We start from the raw sequence: 17,968 nt of genomic DNA, 5'->3' as shown, positions 1-17,968 counted from the left end.
GAAAAGTATGTATCTTTATGGTACAATAGTCTAATGAAAAAGACTTGTAGGGAGATATTATGATTTCATGGATTGCTAGGATGTTAAAAGGAATGATTATCGCGCTTGGCTTCATCCTACCTGGTGTGTCTGGCGGTGTATTAGCCGCGATTTTGGGGATTTATGAGCGAATGATTCGCTTTTTAGCCCATATCAAAGAAAATTTTGTCGAGAATGTTCTCTACTTCACTCCTGTAGCTATTGGGATGGTTTTAGGGATCGCAGCCTTCTCTTATCCGGTCAATCTCTTGCTGGATAATTACAAGGTTATCGTTCTCTGGGGCTTTGCTGGAGCTATCATCGGTACCATTCCCAGCTTGATTAAAGAATCCGTCAAGGAATCCGACAGAGATCGAGCTGATACAATTACCTTCTGGCTTAGTTTCATCTTGTCGGGCGTCTTCCTCTATTCACTGAATGGAATGGTGGGAACACTGCCAGCTAACTTCTTATCCTTTATTTTAGCGGGTGCCCTTATCGCTTTAGGAATCTTGATTCCGGGACTCAGCCCTTCAAATCTGCTATTGATTCTAGGGCTCTATACTCCCATGCTGACAGGATTTAAACGTCTGGATTTATTTGGCACCTTTCTGCCTATCGGCATCGGTGGCGCTCTGGCTCTGATTCTCTTTTCAAAAGCCATGGATTACATTTTGAAGCATTATCATTCCCGCGTTTACCATTTTATCATTGGCATTGTATTGTCCAGTACCTTGCTCATTGTTCTCCCTCAAAGTGGCAACAGTGAGAGCATTAGTTATGCAGGAGTATCCATTTTCACACTCGTTCTTGCCGCCTTTTTCTTTGGACTAGGTATCTGGCTAGGAATTTGGATGTCCCAATTAGAAGAGAAGTATAAATAATGGCAAAAAAGACAAAACTCAAAAAAACACTGGTTGAGCAAATTTTAAACAAGGCAAAAATTGAGCACCAAGGCTTGCAAATTAATGCTTTGGATGATAACCTAACTGAAGAATTTGACCGCTCGCAAATTTATAAAACACTGGCTTTAAACGGGGATAAAACAGGAACAGTCATTGGCATCCTGCCTATCACCGAACATCTGTCGGAAAAGAAATTAGCAAAAATTTCAGGCAATAAAAAAGTTAGCATGATTCCGCAAAAAGATTTAGAAAAAACGACTGGTTACATCCATGGTGCCAATAATCCTATCGGAATTCGCCAAAAGCACTCCTTCCCAATTTTCATTGACCAAACGGCTCTAAGTCGCGAAAGCATCATTGTTTCTGCTGGTGAGATCGGCCGTAGCATCCAGATCAAGGCTCAGGACTTGGCTGACTTTGTTCAAGCACAGTTCGCGGACTTGAAAGAGGACTAAGTTTTTAGCTTCAAAAGAAAAAAGGATCTTGATATGAAATTGTATTTTATCCGACATGGAAAAACCGAATGGAATCTAGAAATGCGTTTCCAAGGGGCAAGCGGAGATTCTCCACTGCTTGAAACCTCTATTGACGAGCTCAAGCGCTTGGGCAAGCACTTGTCAAACGTTAAATTCGATAAAATCTACTCCAGCGATTTGCCGCGCGCTTACCGTTCTGCAGAGATTATTCAAAGTGAAAACCAGCATCAAACCGATATCATTCCGACTCCTCAACTAAGAGAGTGGGCTCTTGGAAAACTAGAAGGAGGCAAAATTGCTACTGTAGAAGACACCTATCCTCAGCAGATGTGGGCCTTCCGCCACGATCTATCCCAGTTTGATCACCAACTATTTGGAGCAGAATCCGTTGATCAAACCACCCAGCGGACAATTTCCTTCGTGAAATCTCTCAAAGGGAAAGATTTTCAAAATGTCCTAATTGTCGGACATGGTGCCAACCTAACTGCCAGCATTCGGCGCCTGCTCGGTTACGAAACATCTTTGCTCCGTAAGGACGGAGGCTTGGCCAATGCTAGCCTCACCATTTTGGAAACAGACAATTTTGACTCTTTCAAGTTACTTGCTTGGAACAACCTAGATTACATGCGAACAGATGAAACTGCGAATCTTTGAACATCGCAGTTTTTCTATTTTTATCGATAATTATTGCTGAATTTCCTTTTATTTTGTGATAGAATAGAAGGGAAAGCCTTAGGAGGAAGAAAATGACTACTGAACATATTGAAGAACTAAATGACCAGCAGATTATTCGCCGTGAAAAAATGGCCGCGCTGGCTGAGCAAGGAATTGATCCTTTTGGAAAACGTTTTGAACGTACTGCAAATTCTGCTCAACTCAAAGAAAAATACAGCGACAAATCCAAAGAAGAATTACATGAATTAAACGAAAAAGCAACTATTGCTGGTCGTTTGATGACTAAACGTGGAAAAGGGAAAGTCGGCTTTGCCCACATCCAAGACCGTGAAGGCCAAATCCAGATTTACGTTCGTAAGGACGAAGTTGGTGAAGAAAACTATGAGATTTTCAAAAAGGCTGACTTGGGTGACTTCTTGGGAATTGAAGGCGATGTGATGCGCACAGATATGGGAGAACTCTCTATCAAAGCAACGCATATTACTCACCTTTCAAAAGCTCTGCGTCCCCTTCCAGAGAAATTCCACGGTTTGACCGACGTTGAAACCATCTACCGCAAACGTTATTTGGACTTGATTTCCAACCGTGAGAGCTTTGAGCGCTTTGTCACTCGCTCAAAAATCATCTCAGAAATCCGTCGCTATCTTGATGGACAAGGATTCCTTGAAGTTGAAACTCCTGTTCTCCACAACGAAGCAGGCGGCGCTGCTGCTCGTCCATTCATTACGCACCACAATGCCCAAAACATTGACATGGTGCTGCGGATTGCGACTGAGCTTCACTTGAAACGCCTTATCGTCGGTGGTATGGAACGCGTCTATGAAATTGGTCGTATTTTCCGTAACGAAGGTATGGACGCCACTCATAATCCTGAGTTCACTTCTATCGAAGTATACCAAGCCTATGCGGACTTCCAAGATATCATGGACTTGACAGAAGGTATTATCCAACATGCAGCCATTTCTGTAAAAGGAGATGGACCAGTCAACTACCAAGGCACTGAGATCAAGATCAACGAGCCATTCAAACGTGTTCACATGGTGGATGCTATTAAAGAGATCACTGGCGTAGACTTCTGGCAAGATATGACCTTCGAAGAGGCTGCTGCCTTGGCTAAAGAAAAGAAAGTACCAGTTGAAAAACATTATACTGAAGTTGGACACATCATCAATGCTTTCTTTGAAGAATTTGTTGAAGAAACCTTGATTCAGCCAACCTTTGTCTATGGTCACCCTGTCGCTGTGTCACCTCTGGCTAAGAAAAACCCAGAAGACCCACGCTTCACGGACCGCTTCGAGCTCTTCATCATGACCAAAGAATATGCCAACGCCTTCACTGAGTTGAACGATCCAATCGATCAATTATCTCGTTTTGAAGCACAGGCAAAAGCTAAAGAACTGGGTGATGACGAAGCAACTGGCATCGACTATGATTACGTTGAAGCCTTGGAATACGGTATGCCACCAACTGGAGGCCTCGGAATCGGTATCGACCGTCTCGTAATGTTGCTCACAGATGTGACTACGATTCGCGATGTATTGCTCTTCCCTACGATGAAGTAATCTAAAACTTACATAATTTTAAGTAAGCAAATCCCGCTGGACTTCCAGCGGGATTTTTCACATGACAAAGAGAGTGGGACAGAAATCGGTAATTCGTTAGAATTCGATTTCGTCGTCCCACCTCCTCACAGTTGAGTAGGGCTGTAAAAGCTGATGAAATCAGCGTAGTAGAGCCCACTCAACCACTGCGTCTTGCTCTACAATCCAAAGAAAAAATGAGGCTAGGACTTCTGTCCCAGCCTCTTGATGACATTATTCATATCTCAGCGCTTCAATCGGATCTAGTTTAGAGGCTTTATTAGCCGGCAAGATACCAAAGACAATACCAACCATGGCTGAGAAGACAAGGCTTCCAACTGCTGCAGTGACAGAGACAACTGGTGGGCCTCCAAATACGTTTTCAGGCACGACTGCAGCTAGCAAAGCATTGATTCCATAGGCAAGGCTAAGACCAAGCAGGCCACCGATAAGGGTCAATACCATGGATTCAATCAAGAACTGCGTGAGAATATTTCCACGCGTTGCTCCAAGAGCTTTTCGCAAACCAATTTCCCGTGTTCGCTCTGTAACGGATACCAACATGATATTCATCACACCGATACCACCAACAAAGAGGGAAATTCCTGCAATAGCTCCGATAACACCGGTCATAGTTCCTGTGATTTGATTGTACTGCTCCAGCAAGGTATCCATATTCAGGATTTGATATTCTCCTTGACGAGTCCCTGATAGAGCCGTCAATTCTTTGGCTGCTTCTACACCGACTTCGTTGATGCGTTCCACTTCTGGTACATAGATATAGACAGTTGCAATTTCATCTGTCTGAAATTCAGAGGCCACCTGTGTATTAGCCATCAAGGCGCTACCTGAGCTCATACTCCTGCTCTGACCAGCATTGGGATCCTTATAGATACCAACAACTCGGTAGTTGCTGTCACCGACTGAAACTACTTTATTCAGGGCTTCTGCACTACTTCCAAACAGGCTGTTCGCCACTGTTTCATCGATCATCATCACATTAGAAAAACTTTGATAGTCACTAGGCAGGAGAGTCCGTCCAGCTAAAATCTCATATTTTCTAATTTTAAAGAATGTAGCATTCACACCCGTAATGTTGACCTTATCAGACTTCTTGTTTTGATAAGAAAAATCAGCTGTCGAACCATTGGTCACATAATAACCCTTGACTCCATCAATCTTCAGTAGTTCCTTGACCCAAGACTCTTGAACAACAGGTGGTTCTTCTAGTATCTCACTATCTGCATCTGGACCACCACCGGTATCCATCAAGTTGACTCCCATCGTATAATTACTTTTAGTAGGAGAATAAAGCAAGCTTACATACTGTTGTTCTTTGGTGATGCTCTTGGTGACTCCCTGTTGCATTCCATTTCCCAGTGCCAAGATGACGACAACAGACGCAACCCCGATGATAATCCCAATCATGGTCAGAAAAGCCCGCATCTTGTGCCCAAGAATGGAACTAATGGCAAATTTAAAATTTTGCATTAATCACGTTCCTCCTTCTCAGCACTATCTGAAGAGATAACTCCATCACGAATGACAATCTGACGCTTAGCATAGGCAGCAATTTCAGGTTCATGAGTAACCATAATAATCGTTTTTCCTTCAGCGTTCAACTCCGTCAAGAGTTCCATAATTTGCTCTCCAGTTTTGGTATCAAGGGCTCCTGTCGGCTCGTCGGCAAGAATAATCGAAGGATTATTTACCAAGGCACGCGCGATAGCAACACGTTGCTTCTGCCCCCCAGACAATTCTGAGGGCAAGTGAGTCATACGAGTACCCAAATCTACTTTTTCCAAATACTGCTTAGCTAGATTTCTGCGACTTCCTTGTGACGCCCCTGCATAAATCAGCGGGAGTTCTACATTTTGAAGGGCATTTAATTTAGATAAGAGGAAAAATTGCTGAAAAACGAAGCCGATTTGATTATTTCGAACCTTGGCTAATTTTTTATCACCCAGGTTTGCAACATCTTCATTTCCTAAAAAATACTCACCAGTAGAAGGACGATCCAACATCCCGATAATATTCATCAGGGTTGACTTTCCGGAACCAGACGGCCCCATGATAGCCACAAACTCGCCCTCTTCAACTGTCAAATTGATATTTTTTAAGACTTTAAGTTCTTGATCACCATTCCGATAGGTCTTATTAATATTTCGTAGATCAATGAGTTTTTTCATCCGCTTTCACCTCTTGACCATCTTTCAAGCTATCTGTTGGATTGGTGATAACTTTACTATCTTTTGTCAAACCAGATGAGATTTCTTGATTTTCAGCATCAGCATTTCCTAAGGTCACTTCCACTTTCTTTGCTTTACCTTTTTCGACAGTCCAAACGTAGTTCTTGTCTCCGTCTGAGATAATACTGCTTGCTGGTACAAGAATCCCTTTTGTATTGTTTTTCACTTCAACGCTGACAGAGAAACCTTGCTTCAAATCACCAATTTCACTTGTAATATCGACTGTAAATGGATATTTTGCAGAGGAAGCTGCGCCACCTGTATTGGTTGATGAAGTTTGCTGTCCGTCCTTAGGATAGTTGGAAATATAGCTAATTTTACCTGTCCATTTTTTGTCAGGATATACTTTAGAAGTAATGCTTACTTCTTGTCCAACTGACAAATTAGCCAGATTATATTCAGAGAGTTCTCCCTTGATTTGAAGGCTGCCGTTGCTGACAATGTGCACCAAGGTTTGGTTGGTTCCTGTTGTTGATTTGGATACATCGCGGTTTACTTCTACTACTGTTCCCTCAACAGTGCTCGTAACAGTCGCTGCATTTAACAAAGCTTGCGCCTTATTCATATTGTCCACAGCGTCTGAACGTGCATCGCGCAAATCAGCAAGTTGAGAATCGACAGTCCGTTGAGCAGAGGCAAGGGATTTATTATCCGTTTCTTCATCGCCAGTTTTTTCTACTGTCGCTCCATTGGTCTGTAAGTCATAAATCTGACGGTCAGCCTTATTGACAGCACGAACTGCTGCATCATAATTGGCTTGTGCTTCTGCACTCTTATATTGAACAAGCGCTTGGCCTACCGTTACTTGGTCGCCAACATTTACTAGGACAGATTCCAAGTCTCCCTTGGTAGCATCATAATAAACATACTGCTCTGAGTTAGCAGTTACGGTTCCCGTCAACAGGACAGATGAGGCTATGCTACCTTCTTTTGCCTGCTGCACAATTGGTGCAACTTCCTTAGGTTCTGTTGTAGAACTAAGATTGCTCAGGACTATTGCAGAAATTGCTCCCAATACAACTACAACAGCAACTCCGATAATACTAAATAGCTGCCATTTTTTCAGCTTTTTCATCTATTTTCCTCCTCTTGATGAAAACCATTTTTCTTTTATACTACATTATATCATAACCTATCATATTGTGATAGGAAAAGGGACAAAATCCCTAAAAGACCATTTTTCCTCTAAAAAAGCTGCAGGATCTCTAAATCATAGCAGATTTTTGCATTCATTTTCTAAAAAAGGTACAATTACCTCATATTGATTAAAGGAGCTTCTATCTAACTATGAAAGAATTCGATATTATTGCAATTGGCGGTGGCAGTGGGGGCATTGCTACCATGAATCGCGCTGGTGAGCATGGCGCTAAAGCAGCTGTCATTGAAGAAAAGAAATTAGGGGGAACCTGTGTCAATGTCGGTTGTGTCCCTAAAAAAATCATGTGGTACGGTGCTCAGATTGCCGAAGCCATCCAGCACTATGGACCAGACTATGGCTTTACTTCAGATAATCAGCACTTTGACTTTGCTACCTTACGAAAGAATCGGGAAGCCTACATTGACCGCGCTCGCTCATCCTATGATGGTAGCTTCAAACGTAACGGCGTTGAACTGATCGAAGGTCGCGCTCATTTCGTTGATAAGCATACAGTGGAAGTCAATGGAGAATTGATTCGCGCCAAACACATCGTTATCGCAACAGGTGCTCATGCAGCCATTCCTCAGATTCCTGGTGCCGAATACGGCGAGACTTCTGACGATGTTTTTGCTTGGGAAGAGCTGCCCAAGTCTGTTGCCGTTGTCGGAGCAGGCTATATCGCTGTGGAGCTTGCTGGTGTCCTCCATACTCTAGGTGTCAAGACGGATCTCTTTGTCCGCCGCGACCGTCCCCTCCGCAATTTTGATAGCTATCTGATTGACGGATTGGTGGCTGAGATGGAAAAATCTGGCCCTAGTCTTCATGCTCACAAGATACCCGAACGAGTGGAAAAACTTCCTGATGGTCAGCTACACCTCTACTTCCAAGACGGTAGTAGCCATATTGCCGAACGGATTATTTGGGCTATTGGCCGTAAGCCAAATGTCCAAGGGCTCAATCTTGATGCTGCAGGGGTTACCCTAAATGACCGCGGCTTCATCGCTGTGGATGAATACCAAAATACTGTCATACCTGGTATCTATGCCTTGGGCGATGTGACGGGCGAAAAAGAGCTGACGCCCGTAGCAATCAAGGCTGGCCGCACCCTGTCTGAGCGCCTCTTTAACGACAAGACAGATGCCAAGATGGATTACTCCACTATTCCAACTGTCGTCTTCTCCCATCCCGCTATTGGAACAGTGGGGCTGACAGAGGAAGAAGCTATTCGAGATTATGGTGTTGAGCAAATTCATGTCTACACCTCTAGCTTTACCTCTATGTACTCAGCTGTTACCCAACACCGCCAACAGGCCAAGTTTAAACTTATCACTGCTGGTCACAATGAAAAAGTTGTCGGCCTCCATGGCATTGGCTATGGCGTAGATGAAATGATTCAAGGCTTCGCCGTTGCTATTAAGATGGGAGCTACCAAAGCCGATTTCGACGCCACCGTTGCCATCCACCCAACTGGCTCCGAAGAATTTGTCACCATGCGCTAAAAGTTTCTTCTTTGGCCTTTCTAAAGCTCATTATTATCATAAAATAAAGAAGAGAAGGCAACCATAACTTATCCTTTCATTTTTGATTTTTATCTTACATTTTTGTAAGAAAGAAGTCTTATACGATTTGATAGAGCTAGTCACACTATCTGGCTTTGTTCTTTGGCTTCTTACTTTATTTTAAAGCATAAGATTCAATTATCATTCAAGAAATTCTAAATTAATTCTAAAATTAGGGGAGATTTATGTAAAGAATCTTCCTCTTTTTTATTCAGCATGCTTACTTGTTCTAAACAAGCTTATAAGTTGTAATTTTTCAAGACAGTCTTATTTTCTTGCTGTATTTACTTGCCAGCCATCTTTTACCCTTTCTGCTATTCAAGAAGAGGAATTTTTGATATGATAAGAAGAAATACTAAGAGAAAGGGGATTGGAAATGAGCAAAACGAAAAAATTATTAGCAGCTCTAGGAATTATTTTCTTTAATATTTTTGGCTTAATCGCCTTTATCTTACTCCTCATTCGGAGTCGCAAAAAGCGGAAATAAGCAAACAACTGTCTAGTCTGATGTAAAAAGACTTGACTTTTTTTTATTTTGATTTAGAATAGTTACCATAATTCAAAAAAGAGGTTTACTATTATGAACAAAAACAAAGCATTTCTTCTTGCCCTTCCAGCTATTGGTGCTGCTTTCCTAGCTGTGCTCTCCCAGCTTAGTTTCTCCATTGGGACCATTCCCATTACGCTACAGACCTTTGCTGTTGGTTTGATTGCAACCATTTTTAGAACCCGCGAAGCTGTCTTGTCTGTTCTGCTCTATCTGCTGCTGGGTGCTATTGGCCTGCCGGTCTTCGCTGGAGGAAGCGGTGGTTTTCAAGCCCTCTTCGGACCAAGCGCGGGCTATCTTTGGGCTTATCTGCTCTTTGCATTGGTCACTTCTAGTTTGACAAGTAAGGATAGCAAGTTTTACACGATCTTTTTGGCTAACCTGCTCGGAGATGCACTGGTTTTTGTCGGTGGCGTAATCGGACTTCATTTTCTGGCTAACATGGGATTTTCCAAGGCCATTGCTGTTGGTGTCACACCTTTCATTCTTCCTGATCTTTTAAAAATTGTCGCCATCACTCTCATCAGCATTCCTATGTTTAGGAGTCTGGCTTTTCATTCCTATTTTTCAGACAATAAAAACGGATAGACTTTGCGTCTATCCATTTTTAAATGCATCCAAAAGAACTTGAAATTCTTCATTGGAAAGGGTAATTCCCTTGCCCATCTTGCTGTGGTCAGGACTCCAAGTTCGGATATCGTACTTGGCTGGCGCACCGTTAAAACTTACGCGGTTGAGTTCTTTGGTCCATCCTTTTTCATTTTCCGATAAAACGAGCAATTTTTCCTCGATTTCAAATTTAAAATCTGCCATACTTTACCTCTTTTCTACTTTCTATCTCATTATTCGTAAAAGATTTTACTTTTTTAATTAATTTATTATATAATATATTGTAACAAGTTATGGAGATTTTATCTATGAAAAAATATCTCGAAATGATTTTACAAAAGACGAATGAGTTTATTAACTATAAAAAGACGGATAAGGAAGAGGACGACAACAGTCATATCCTACATACGATTGACTTGGCTCTGCGAAAAAATTCTGGTGTCCATGTTATTTTTCTGGATAAGAATTTTACTGGAGATATTGTCAAATATGACCGTGACCGCCAGCAGTTGATTGTCAAAAATTTCAAAAAAAACATGACGACCATCATACGTGTGCCTGATATCCATCGCATCAGTCTAGTCCCCAATAACATCCGTGAGGCCCAGAGAAAAGATATTCGACTCGAAAACCGCAAATTCAAAAAATAACTCTTCAAATCAAAAGCGATTTGAAGAGTTTTATTTTTAAAGCCAATGGCCGAATTTTTAGAACAAGGACTTCCGCTATCTATTCGTATCCACCATGTAGGCAAGGCCTACTTGATGAGCGCATTGCTCTAACTTTCGTGCCTGATTAAGCCCGAACAGTCACACTAGTGCCATCTTCTTTATACAAATTGATTAAACCTTCCTTGCGGGCACGGACCATATCACCAGGTTGGACTGGCTGCGGAACTGTAATCGTCAGTAATTCCATTGGGTTTGGCGCACGGTCAATCTTATTCCCTTTTTCATCATGGAGGTCAGTAATATAGGTTTCAAAATGGCGGAAACCAGGTCCATAGAATTCCACCTGATCGCCTTCATGGATAACATTCCTCTGGCGAATAGTCGCAGTTTGTGTCACTTCATCATAAGCAACTACTTCTGCTACAAATTTGTATTCTGGAATCTTACGGCGGGCTCCGAAAAGCTGCTCATTCTCAGTTGGCGTATGGTAGTAAAAACCAGTTGCCAGCTCACGTTGAGCTACTTTCCACATTTCATCTACTAGATCTTGCTTAATAGCTTCAAACTTTTCTGGGCTTTCCAAATAGGCGTCCACAGCTGCTTTGTAGCAGTTAGTTACTGTTGAAACGTAGTGAATGGATTTCATCCGACCTTCGATTTTCAAACTATCAACACCATTTTCAATCATATCAGGAATGCGGTCAATCATGGACATATCAACAGCTGACATAGAAAATTCTTCTGGAATTTCACCTTTCAAGCTCTTGCGTTCTTGTCCGAAAGGCATGTCGTACAAATCATATTTCCAGCGACAAGATTGCGAACAACCGCCGCGGTTAGCGTCGCGCATACTCATATGATTGGAAAGGGTACAACGGCCAGAGTAAGAAATACACATAGCCCCATGAACGAAAGCTTCGATTTCTACATCGGTACGCTTGCGAATCTCAGCTAGCTCAGCCATGGAAACCTCACGCGCCAAAACGACCCGGGTCAAACCAAGATTTTTCCAAAACTCAAGCGTTTCATAGTTGGTTGCACTAGCTTGCGTTGACAAGTGAATTTCTAGGCCAGGCGCTTCAGAAGCTGCAATCGCAATCAAGGCTGGGTCAGAAACAATAACAGCGGCAATCCCAATGTCTCTCAAACGACGGAACCATTCTCCAGCACCTGCTTCATTTCCTTCGTGCATAACCATATTGGCCGCTACATAGACCTTGGCACCATGTTCAGCCGCAAATTGGACACCTTCTTCCATTTGCTCAAAAGTGAAGTTCCCCGCACGACTGCGCAAACCATAGGCTTGACCACCAATAAAAACAGCATCTGCCCCATAGCGAACAGCTACTTTCAACTTTTCTAACGTACCAGCTGGTGACAGTACCTCTGGACGTTTTAATTTTTTTGTCATCTTTTCTCCTATTTGCAATATAAAAGTATTGATGTTTAACCCTATCTATTTTATAGCAATTTACCACTAAAAGCAAGATGGAGCCTAGTTTTTTGACAATTCTAATCTTCTATCCTCATCTCCTTACTAAGTATTTTAGGATATAGGTTTATTGTCTTAGAAAGAGGAAAAAAGCCAGAAGTCTTAAACTTCTAGCTTTCTTTCAAAATTTATTCTTCCACCTTCTTCTTATTAAATTGTTTGTATCCGAAGAATCCAGCAACTAGCACAACCAATACGCCGATGACAATCCAAGTAGTTTGACTTGAGCTATCTTTCTTCGTATCGCTAGCTTTGTCCGCTGATTTTCCTTTTTCTGCTTCAGCCAGGAGGTTTGCTTTGTTATAGCCTGTATAGACAAGATCTGCATCTTTACCTTTTTCCTTCTTAATCTTTTCTTCCATCTCTGCTTCGACTGCTTTGATTTCCTTAAAGATTTTTTCTGAGCGTTCCAAGGCTTCCTTCGTCACTTCTGGTCCAGCGGCTTTGGCTTGTTCATCTGTGTAGTTTGCATATTTGGCATCACGTTCGGTTTGTTCTTTATCCCATTCAGCTTCTTTTTCTTTCCATTTTTCTTGGATGCTGTTACCAAAGATTTCTGGATATTTCATAACCATTTGGTCAATATGCCAAACAGTCCAATACCAAGATTTTCCGTCATATTTAGTAGAGCGGTTCTTGAAAGCTTCGTAAGTATCTTCTACATTACCATAGAATGGCACATATGGTGTGTTGCGACTTTGTGCCAGACCTAGCCACATAACACCGCCAAAGGCATTTGGTAGGTTTGGTTTGATTTGATAAACGTGCGCGTCGATTACGTTTTCGTTACCTAGTGCATATTTGTAAACATTGCCATCGATCTTCTTACCGACTTCAACTAAGTCATCTGCTTTATATTCTGGCAAGTGTTCAAAACGATTTCTTTGTTCAGCGATCACATCATGAACTGTGTATTTCTTATTTGGATCAGTTGGTTCGCGCAAGAGATCAAAAGCTTCATCGTCATAATTTACTTTTGCTTGTGGATCCATCCACTTGATACCTGCATAGGTCCGAGAACGGTTACGTTCCATATATTTATCAGGTCCATAAGATTTAGCAATCATAAAGTTGCCATCTTTGTCGGTCTTATAGTTGTCTGCTTTTTTAGCTACTTCTTCCACATCTTTAGAAGCAATGACATTTTCCTTATCGTTCAAGTCAACATGACCAAGATAGTAAGTGTTCGCAAAGACAGCATACTTATTTGTTGGGAATTTGATGGCTACATATTGGTGACCAGACAGGATTTCCATATACCATAGCTCATTTTTATCTGCTGCAACGATGATATTTCCTTCTGCTGACCCCTTTTCATCCAGAACTTTCGCAACTGTCTCAATAACTTCACGTGCTGTTTTTGCACGAGGCAAAGCAAGGTCAACTAATGATGCTTCTGGAAGACCATCTTTTACAAGTGGGTCTTCTTTTAACACTTTGTCATTTGGTGTTGCTGAAACGGTCGCTGTCATAGCTACACCAAGTTCATTAAAGCCATGCGCAGCGAAGTTTCCGTTACTTCCGTTGTCACGATCAGAGTCGTAGACAGCTGTGTATTTCATTTCATTCGCTAAATGCGGATAGGTAAAGCCATTTGACTCATCTTCTATCTTATCGCCATCTTTATAGGTCTTAGCTGGCACAACTACATAGTTTTGATTGTGCCGACCACCGTCAGGGGCGTATGGGTAGTCCTCTGTCCGACCAAATAGAGTAGAGCCATCTGCTGTCAGATCTTTACCGACAATAAAAGCAGAACACGCTTGTGCCACATGAACAGGCAAAAGAGCAACTAACATTGCAAGGAACATTAGTCTGAGCAGTATTTTCTTCATAGTCTATCTCCTTTTGACTATCTGCGGGGCTGGAATCAACTCCCAGTCTAAACAACATAAACCGTAATACCTTAACATTCCTATTTTAGTATACTCTCTTTCTAAACTTTTTGCAAGCGTTTACATAAAGTTGTGTATATTTTTTATCTAATCTATATTTCCTCTACTTTTTTCTCAAATCAGAGCAGATAAACAAAAAATAGCCCCATCTTATTTAGAGGAAAGGCTATTATTTTTTATCTTATCGGAAAACATCCTGCTATAAAATATTTATAAGCAATTCACTGAAGATTTTGGCAGAGCCGACTTGAGCTTCAAAGAATTTATCTCACTTTTTTAGCTAACATCGTCGCAAAGCGGAGCTGAATTCGATTGCCGTTTTCATCACGGCGGTGGAGGTGGCCAGGATTTTCATTGTACTTAACCAGCTCCCAGTCCTTGTAATACTCCGCAAGCTCCCCTTCCTTAAAAGTAAAAGGAAAGGGCACAGAGCAAGGGAAGTCCTCTGTATCCATAGCACAGACGATGAGATTGTAGCCACCAAGCGCTGTATGTTCTTGCATATTGCGGATAATATCTGGAATCCGCTCTGCCTGCAGAAACATCAGAACAACGGTAGAGACGATCAAGTCATAAGTCTGAGTCAGACTAGCTGAGTTGATATCGTAGGTACCCACTGGCAGATCCAAATCTTCCTGCTCGACAATGCTACGTAAGATTTCCAGTGCCAGCTCATTCTGATCTACAGCCGTTACTTCAAAGCCCTGCTTGGCCAGAAAGAGAGCATTGCGACCTTGACCACAACCTAGATCTAAGGCCCGTCCTGGTCGGACCGTCTGCATGGCTTCCAAAACCTCTGAGTGAACTGGATTGCTGCCGTATTTCTTGGGGAAATAATCCTCAAGCCGACAGTAAAACTCCAAATACCACTCCAAATCATCTGTCAAAGCTTCAACCCGATGCCAAGCTTGGGGCTGGACAAAAGGATTGTCCTGACCCGCCTCAAAGATGTGCTCAGCCAACTCCTCACCTTCCTCTGACATCTCAACAAACTTAAGGCGTCCCTTGAGAACCGTGATTTTGCCCCAAGTTCCCTCTTTGGTATTGTGCTTATTCTTGACCAATTCGGGCATGGTCTCAGCTGTCCACACTGGCATGCGTTTATAGGCTAGCAATTTTTCTGTCATAAAAAATCCTTTCTCTGAAAGCCAAATTTCAAAATTTCAACTGTCTTTATCATACTCGAAAAGAGCGGACTTGACAAGTGCTAGGATATTCAAGGTATCACTAGCAAAAAAGCAAGAAATGATTCAGTAGTCAATTCTTGCTCATATCATACATTAAGTTATATTTCCTAAATTATATCCCTGCATCTTATACGGCAGCTTGTCCTGAAGTCTTTCATCTTGTATTAAAGTTCTTCATTTGTCTTGCGATGTCGCGGTTTTGCTCGCGGCGTTTGATGGACTCGCGCTTGTCATAGTCGTGCTTCCCTTTGGCTAGCCCCAGGAGCAGCTTGGCATAGCCGTCCTTGAGATAGACCTTAAGCGGCACCAGCGTCATGCCAGTTCCCTTGGTCTCCTGCTCCAGCTTTTGGATCTGCTTCTTATGCAGCAGCAGCTTTCTGCGGCGCTCAGGCTCTTGGTTCCAGATATTGCCCTCTTCATAAGGGGCAATATGGACATTGCTGAGCCAGGCTTCGCCATTCTTGATCTGAGCAAAGCCGTCTTTGAGATTGATGCGGGCTGCGCGGACGCTCTTGATCTCCGTCCCGGTCAGCACCATGCCGGCCTCAATGGTATCTACGATGGTGTAGTCGTGTCTGGCCTTTTTATTTTGCGCGACGACCTTTCCTTCTCCCTTTGCCATGCTTGGCTCCTTTCTTGACTAGTTCCTTGTAAAATGCCTTCTGGCTCTTGCCTTTCTTGGACTTTTTGTCTTTCTTATAGCCTTTTTCTTTGGCAGAATGGCTGCGCTTATCATCCTCACGACGTTTCTTTCTGCCTGACTTGCCTCTGCCAGTCTTGCTAGTCTTTTCTACCAGGTCAAATTCACTTGGCAGGTATTCAAAGTCAATCTCGCCCGTAGCCTTATCCGCTCGAACCAACTTGATGCGAATCTGCTGACCGACCTTGAAGACCACGCCTGACTTTTCGCTTTGCAGGGTCATAGTCCGCTCATTGTAGCTGTAAAACTCTGGCAGGTTGGTAACATGAATCAAGCCTTCGACCGTATTGGGCAGTTCGACGAAGAGTCCAAACTTGACCACGCTTGAGACCACGCCGTCAAACTCTTCCCCAACAAATTCTTCCATGTACTCAGCCTTCTTCATGGCTTCGACTTCTCGCTCAGCCTCGATAGCCCGACGCTCTCGGCTGGAAGACTGACTAGCAATCTCTGGAATCACTTGCTCAAAATGCTCTGCTATTTCTTTAGATTTGCCATAATCCCGTACCATTCGGTGAACCAGAAGGTCAGGATAGCGGCGAATGGGACTGGTGAAATGCGTATAAAACTCCGCTGCCAGACCATAGTGACCGTGATTGTGCTCAGAGTAGCGAGCCTGCTGCATGGAGCGCAAAAGCATCATGGACAGGACATCTTCGTAAGGCTGGTCTTTGACCGCCTCCATAATATCCTGCAGCGCCTGCTGACTCATAGAGCTAGCTGTCCCATAAATCCGAATCCCAAAGCTAGAGGCATAATCAATAAACTTCTGCACCTTCTCCGCCTTAGGCTCCTCGTGGATCCGATAGATGAAGGGCAGATTTAACTTAGCAAAATGTTCAGCCACTGTCTCATTAGCCACCAGCATAAAGGACTCAATCATGCGCTCAGCAATTCCCCGCTGACGCAAGACAATATCCAATGGCCGTCCTTCCTTGTTGACGATAATTTTGGCTTCGTTGGTGTCAAAGTTAAGGGCACCGCGTTTGAAACGCATGTTTTCTAGTATCTCATGTAGCTGGACCATACTGTCAATACTAGGCACAATGGCCTTGAACTGCGCAGCCTTTTCCTCATCTCCTGCGATGATGTCGTTGACATCGCTATAAGTCATGCGAAAGGTCGTTTTAATGACTGTCTGCGTAATGGTATGCTTGAGCACGCGCCCCTTGGCATCTATCTCCATGATAGCCGACTGGGTCAGCCGGTCCACATTGGGATTGAGGGAGCAGATACCGTTGGACAGGCGCTCCGGCAGCATGGGCACAACGCGGTCGGTCACATAGACAGAGGTCGCCCGATTGAGGGCTTCCTTGTCCAGCTCAGAGCCTTCTTTGACATAGTAGGATACATCAGCGATATGGACGCCCAGTTCAAAGTTCCCATTTTTCAAGCGCTTGATATGGACAGCATCGTCCAAGTCTTTGGCATCCGCTCCATCGATGGTAAAGGTAATCTCATTGCGTAGGTCCAAACGCCCTTCCAAATCACTCTCTGAAAGTGCATCCGGAACGCGTTCAGCCTCTTCCAAGACCTTTTCTGGAAACTCGGAGACAATATCCATGGACTCCAGCACTTCCAGTACATCTATGCCAGGGTCGTTGATATGGCCGACCACATCTACCAGACTGGCCACGAAGAAATCGTGTTTCTTGGTCGGATATTTGTCAATTGCGACCTTGAGTACCTCTGTGCCATCTAAAACCATGGCTGGTTTTTTAACATAAATAGGCTGACGGATTTTCTGATTTTTCGAGCGGATATAGCCGGCATACTTGGGCTTTTCTTCATCTAGAACCAGCTGGCCAACTGCCGACGTCAGGCTATGCTCCAAAATATCGATAATCTTAGCCTCAGCTGATGTTCCCTTAATCCGGTCTGCCACCTTTGTAATGACCACTTCCACCGTATCGCCATCAATGGCATGATTGACATCATTACGGCTAACAAAAAGATCATCCTCTTCTTCATTCAAGGTGACAAAACCAAAGCCATTTTTGTGGGCATGAAAAACACCCTTGAGCGTCAGACGCTCCTGTTTTTTCTTCTCGTAAAGCTCAATCCGCCCCTCATCATCAAAGCGAATCTGATGCTTTCTTTCCATCTGGGAGATGGTCTTGACCAAGGCACTAAAGTCCTTGGAAGACTCTTTCCCCAAAGCAGCTGCCAGTTCATGTACGCTAGCTTGCTGCCTGTCTTTTAAATATTCTATAATTTCTTCTTTCATACTTTCTTTCTATACTATGAGGGGCTCTTGATATTCCCCT

The 17,968-nt window shown here is 43.1% G+C and carries 16 protein-coding genes; 7 read left to right on the top strand and 9 right to left on the bottom strand.

Annotated elements, in window-relative coordinates; all coding sequences use genetic code 11:
• The first annotated feature begins 59 nt into the window (after positions 1-59).
• From FZ941_RS08365 to lysS, 4 genes are all read left to right on the top strand, one after another.
• A complete protein-coding gene (locus FZ941_RS08365; RefSeq protein ID WP_148887531.1) occupies positions 60-902 on the top strand; it encodes a DUF368 domain-containing protein in 843 nt (280 codons plus the stop codon).
• Positions 902-1,378 carry an aminoacyl-tRNA deacylase gene (locus FZ941_RS08360; protein WP_148887530.1) on the top strand — a complete coding sequence of 159 codons (477 nt, stop codon included), beginning with the start codon at positions 902-904 and terminating at the stop codon, positions 1,376-1,378. The genes FZ941_RS08365 and FZ941_RS08360 overlap by 1 nt, the downstream gene beginning before the upstream one ends.
• 33 nt (positions 1,379-1,411) lie before the next feature.
• Positions 1,412-2,053, top strand: coding sequence for a histidine phosphatase family protein (locus FZ941_RS08355; protein WP_148887529.1), 642 nt, complete (start codon positions 1,412-1,414; stop codon positions 2,051-2,053).
• A 92-nt stretch (positions 2,054-2,145) separates the two neighbouring features.
• Positions 2,146-3,636: a lysine--tRNA ligase gene (gene lysS, locus FZ941_RS08350; RefSeq protein WP_045499284.1), complete on the top strand. Its 1,491-nt coding sequence runs from the start codon at positions 2,146-2,148 to the stop codon at positions 3,634-3,636.
• 252 nt (positions 3,637-3,888) lie between these two features.
• On the opposite strand, the gene FZ941_RS08340 is transcribed toward lysS, so the two are convergent.
• From FZ941_RS08340 to FZ941_RS08330, 3 genes are read right to left on the bottom strand one after another with little or no spacing between them, the layout of a single operon-like run.
• The gene (locus tag FZ941_RS08340) at positions 3,889-5,145 is read right to left on the bottom strand and encodes an ABC transporter permease (protein ID WP_045499281.1); all 1,257 of its coding nucleotides are present in this window, start codon (positions 5,143-5,145) and stop codon (positions 3,889-3,891) included.
• A complete protein-coding gene (locus FZ941_RS08335; RefSeq protein WP_045499278.1) occupies positions 5,145-5,843 on the bottom strand; it encodes an ABC transporter ATP-binding protein in 699 nt (232 codons plus the stop codon). The genes FZ941_RS08340 and FZ941_RS08335 overlap by 1 nt, the downstream gene beginning before the upstream one ends.
• Positions 5,827-6,978 carry an efflux RND transporter periplasmic adaptor subunit gene (locus FZ941_RS08330; protein ID WP_045499275.1) on the bottom strand — a complete coding sequence of 384 codons (1,152 nt, stop codon included), beginning with the start codon at positions 6,976-6,978 and terminating at the stop codon, positions 5,827-5,829. The genes FZ941_RS08335 and FZ941_RS08330 overlap by 17 nt, the downstream gene beginning before the upstream one ends.
• 212 nt (positions 6,979-7,190) lie before the next feature.
• Between FZ941_RS08330 and gorA the strand changes: the two genes are divergently transcribed.
• Both gorA and FZ941_RS08320 read left to right on the top strand, forming a co-directional pair.
• The gene (gene gorA / locus FZ941_RS08325) at positions 7,191-8,540 is read left to right on the top strand and encodes a glutathione-disulfide reductase (protein WP_148887528.1); all 1,350 of its coding nucleotides are present in this window, start codon (positions 7,191-7,193) and stop codon (positions 8,538-8,540) included.
• A gap of 640 nt (positions 8,541-9,180) precedes the next feature.
• Positions 9,181-9,735 (top strand): biotin transporter BioY, encoded by a 555-nt coding sequence (locus FZ941_RS08320; RefSeq protein ID WP_045499270.1) that lies wholly within the window; start codon positions 9,181-9,183, stop codon positions 9,733-9,735.
• A gap of 9 nt (positions 9,736-9,744) precedes the next feature.
• Here FZ941_RS08320 and FZ941_RS08315 read toward each other — a convergent pair whose 3' ends face one another.
• Positions 9,745-9,960, bottom strand: coding sequence for a YdbC family protein (locus tag FZ941_RS08315; RefSeq protein ID WP_005590703.1), 216 nt, complete (start codon positions 9,958-9,960; stop codon positions 9,745-9,747).
• A gap of 89 nt (positions 9,961-10,049) precedes the next feature.
• On the opposite strand from FZ941_RS08315, the gene FZ941_RS08310 reads away from it, so the two are divergent.
• The gene (locus tag FZ941_RS08310) at positions 10,050-10,406 is read left to right on the top strand and encodes a hypothetical protein (protein ID WP_045499267.1); all 357 of its coding nucleotides are present in this window, start codon (positions 10,050-10,052) and stop codon (positions 10,404-10,406) included.
• 145 nt (positions 10,407-10,551) lie between these two features.
• Here the strand turns inward: FZ941_RS08310 and FZ941_RS08305 are convergent, their stop codons facing one another.
• The 5 genes from FZ941_RS08305 to rnr all read right to left on the bottom strand — a co-directional run bounded on the left by FZ941_RS08305 (position 10,552) and on the right by rnr (position 17,928).
• Complete coding sequence (locus FZ941_RS08305) at positions 10,552-11,838, bottom strand: U32 family peptidase (RefSeq protein ID WP_045499264.1); 1,287 nt, start codon at positions 11,836-11,838, stop codon at positions 10,552-10,554.
• A gap of 209 nt (positions 11,839-12,047) precedes the next feature.
• A complete protein-coding gene (locus tag FZ941_RS08300; protein WP_148887527.1) occupies positions 12,048-13,754 on the bottom strand; it encodes a C69 family dipeptidase in 1,707 nt (568 codons plus the stop codon).
• Between the two features lie 323 nt (positions 13,755-14,077).
• On the bottom strand, positions 14,078-14,941 hold the full coding sequence (gene tehB, locus FZ941_RS08295) for an SAM-dependent methyltransferase TehB (protein WP_148887526.1): 864 nt from the start codon (positions 14,939-14,941) through the stop codon (positions 14,078-14,080).
• A 214-nt stretch (positions 14,942-15,155) separates the two neighbouring features.
• Positions 15,156-15,623 carry an SsrA-binding protein SmpB gene (smpB, locus tag FZ941_RS08290; RefSeq protein WP_002894882.1) on the bottom strand — a complete coding sequence of 156 codons (468 nt, stop codon included), beginning with the start codon at positions 15,621-15,623 and terminating at the stop codon, positions 15,156-15,158.
• On the bottom strand, positions 15,586-17,928 hold the full coding sequence (rnr, locus tag FZ941_RS08285; RefSeq protein ID WP_148887525.1) for a ribonuclease R: 2,343 nt from the start codon (positions 17,926-17,928) through the stop codon (positions 15,586-15,588). The genes smpB and rnr overlap by 38 nt, the downstream gene beginning before the upstream one ends.
• Positions 17,929-17,968 lie beyond the last annotated feature (40 nt).

The organism is Streptococcus sp. Marseille-P6264 (assembly GCF_902460355.1).
In the GTDB taxonomy this organism is placed as follows: Bacteria; Bacillota; Bacilli; order Lactobacillales; family Streptococcaceae; genus Streptococcus.
Note: the sequence above shows the minus strand (reverse complement) of the source record. Positions and strands in the feature narration are given on the sequence as shown.

Bases quoted from the DNA above. Each gene is read 5' to 3' on its own strand.
- FZ941_RS08340 (WP_045499281.1), bottom strand. From the start codon at position 5,145: ATGCAAAATTTTAAATTTGCCATTAGTTCCATTCTTGGGCACAAGATG.
- FZ941_RS08320 (WP_045499270.1), top strand. From the start codon at position 9,181: ATGAACAAAAACAAAGCATTTCTTCTTGCCCTTCCAGCTATTGGTGCT.
- FZ941_RS08330 (WP_045499275.1), bottom strand. From the start codon at position 6,978: ATGAAAAAGCTGAAAAAATGGCAGCTATTTAGTATTATCGGAGTTGCT.
- FZ941_RS08360 (WP_148887530.1), top strand. From the start codon at position 902: ATGGCAAAAAAGACAAAACTCAAAAAAACACTGGTTGAGCAAATTTTA.
- rnr (WP_148887525.1), bottom strand. From the start codon at position 17,928: ATGAAAGAAGAAATTATAGAATATTTAAAAGACAGGCAGCAAGCTAGC.
- FZ941_RS08310 (WP_045499267.1), top strand. From the start codon at position 10,050: ATGGAGATTTTATCTATGAAAAAATATCTCGAAATGATTTTACAAAAG.
- lysS (WP_045499284.1), top strand. From the start codon at position 2,146: ATGACTACTGAACATATTGAAGAACTAAATGACCAGCAGATTATTCGC.
- FZ941_RS08355 (WP_148887529.1), top strand. From the start codon at position 1,412: ATGAAATTGTATTTTATCCGACATGGAAAAACCGAATGGAATCTAGAA.
- FZ941_RS08300 (WP_148887527.1), bottom strand. From the start codon at position 13,754: ATGAAGAAAATACTGCTCAGACTAATGTTCCTTGCAATGTTAGTTGCT.
- smpB (WP_002894882.1), bottom strand. From the start codon at position 15,623: ATGGCAAAGGGAGAAGGAAAGGTCGTCGCGCAAAATAAAAAGGCCAGA.
- FZ941_RS08335 (WP_045499278.1), bottom strand. From the start codon at position 5,843: ATGAAAAAACTCATTGATCTACGAAATATTAATAAGACCTATCGGAAT.
- gorA (WP_148887528.1), top strand. From the start codon at position 7,191: ATGAAAGAATTCGATATTATTGCAATTGGCGGTGGCAGTGGGGGCATT.
- FZ941_RS08315 (WP_005590703.1), bottom strand. From the start codon at position 9,960: ATGGCAGATTTTAAATTTGAAATCGAGGAAAAATTGCTCGTTTTATCG.
- FZ941_RS08305 (WP_045499264.1), bottom strand. From the start codon at position 11,838: ATGACAAAAAAATTAAAACGTCCAGAGGTACTGTCACCAGCTGGTACG.
- FZ941_RS08365 (WP_148887531.1), top strand. From the start codon at position 60: ATGATTTCATGGATTGCTAGGATGTTAAAAGGAATGATTATCGCGCTT.
- tehB (WP_148887526.1), bottom strand. From the start codon at position 14,941: ATGACAGAAAAATTGCTAGCCTATAAACGCATGCCAGTGTGGACAGCT.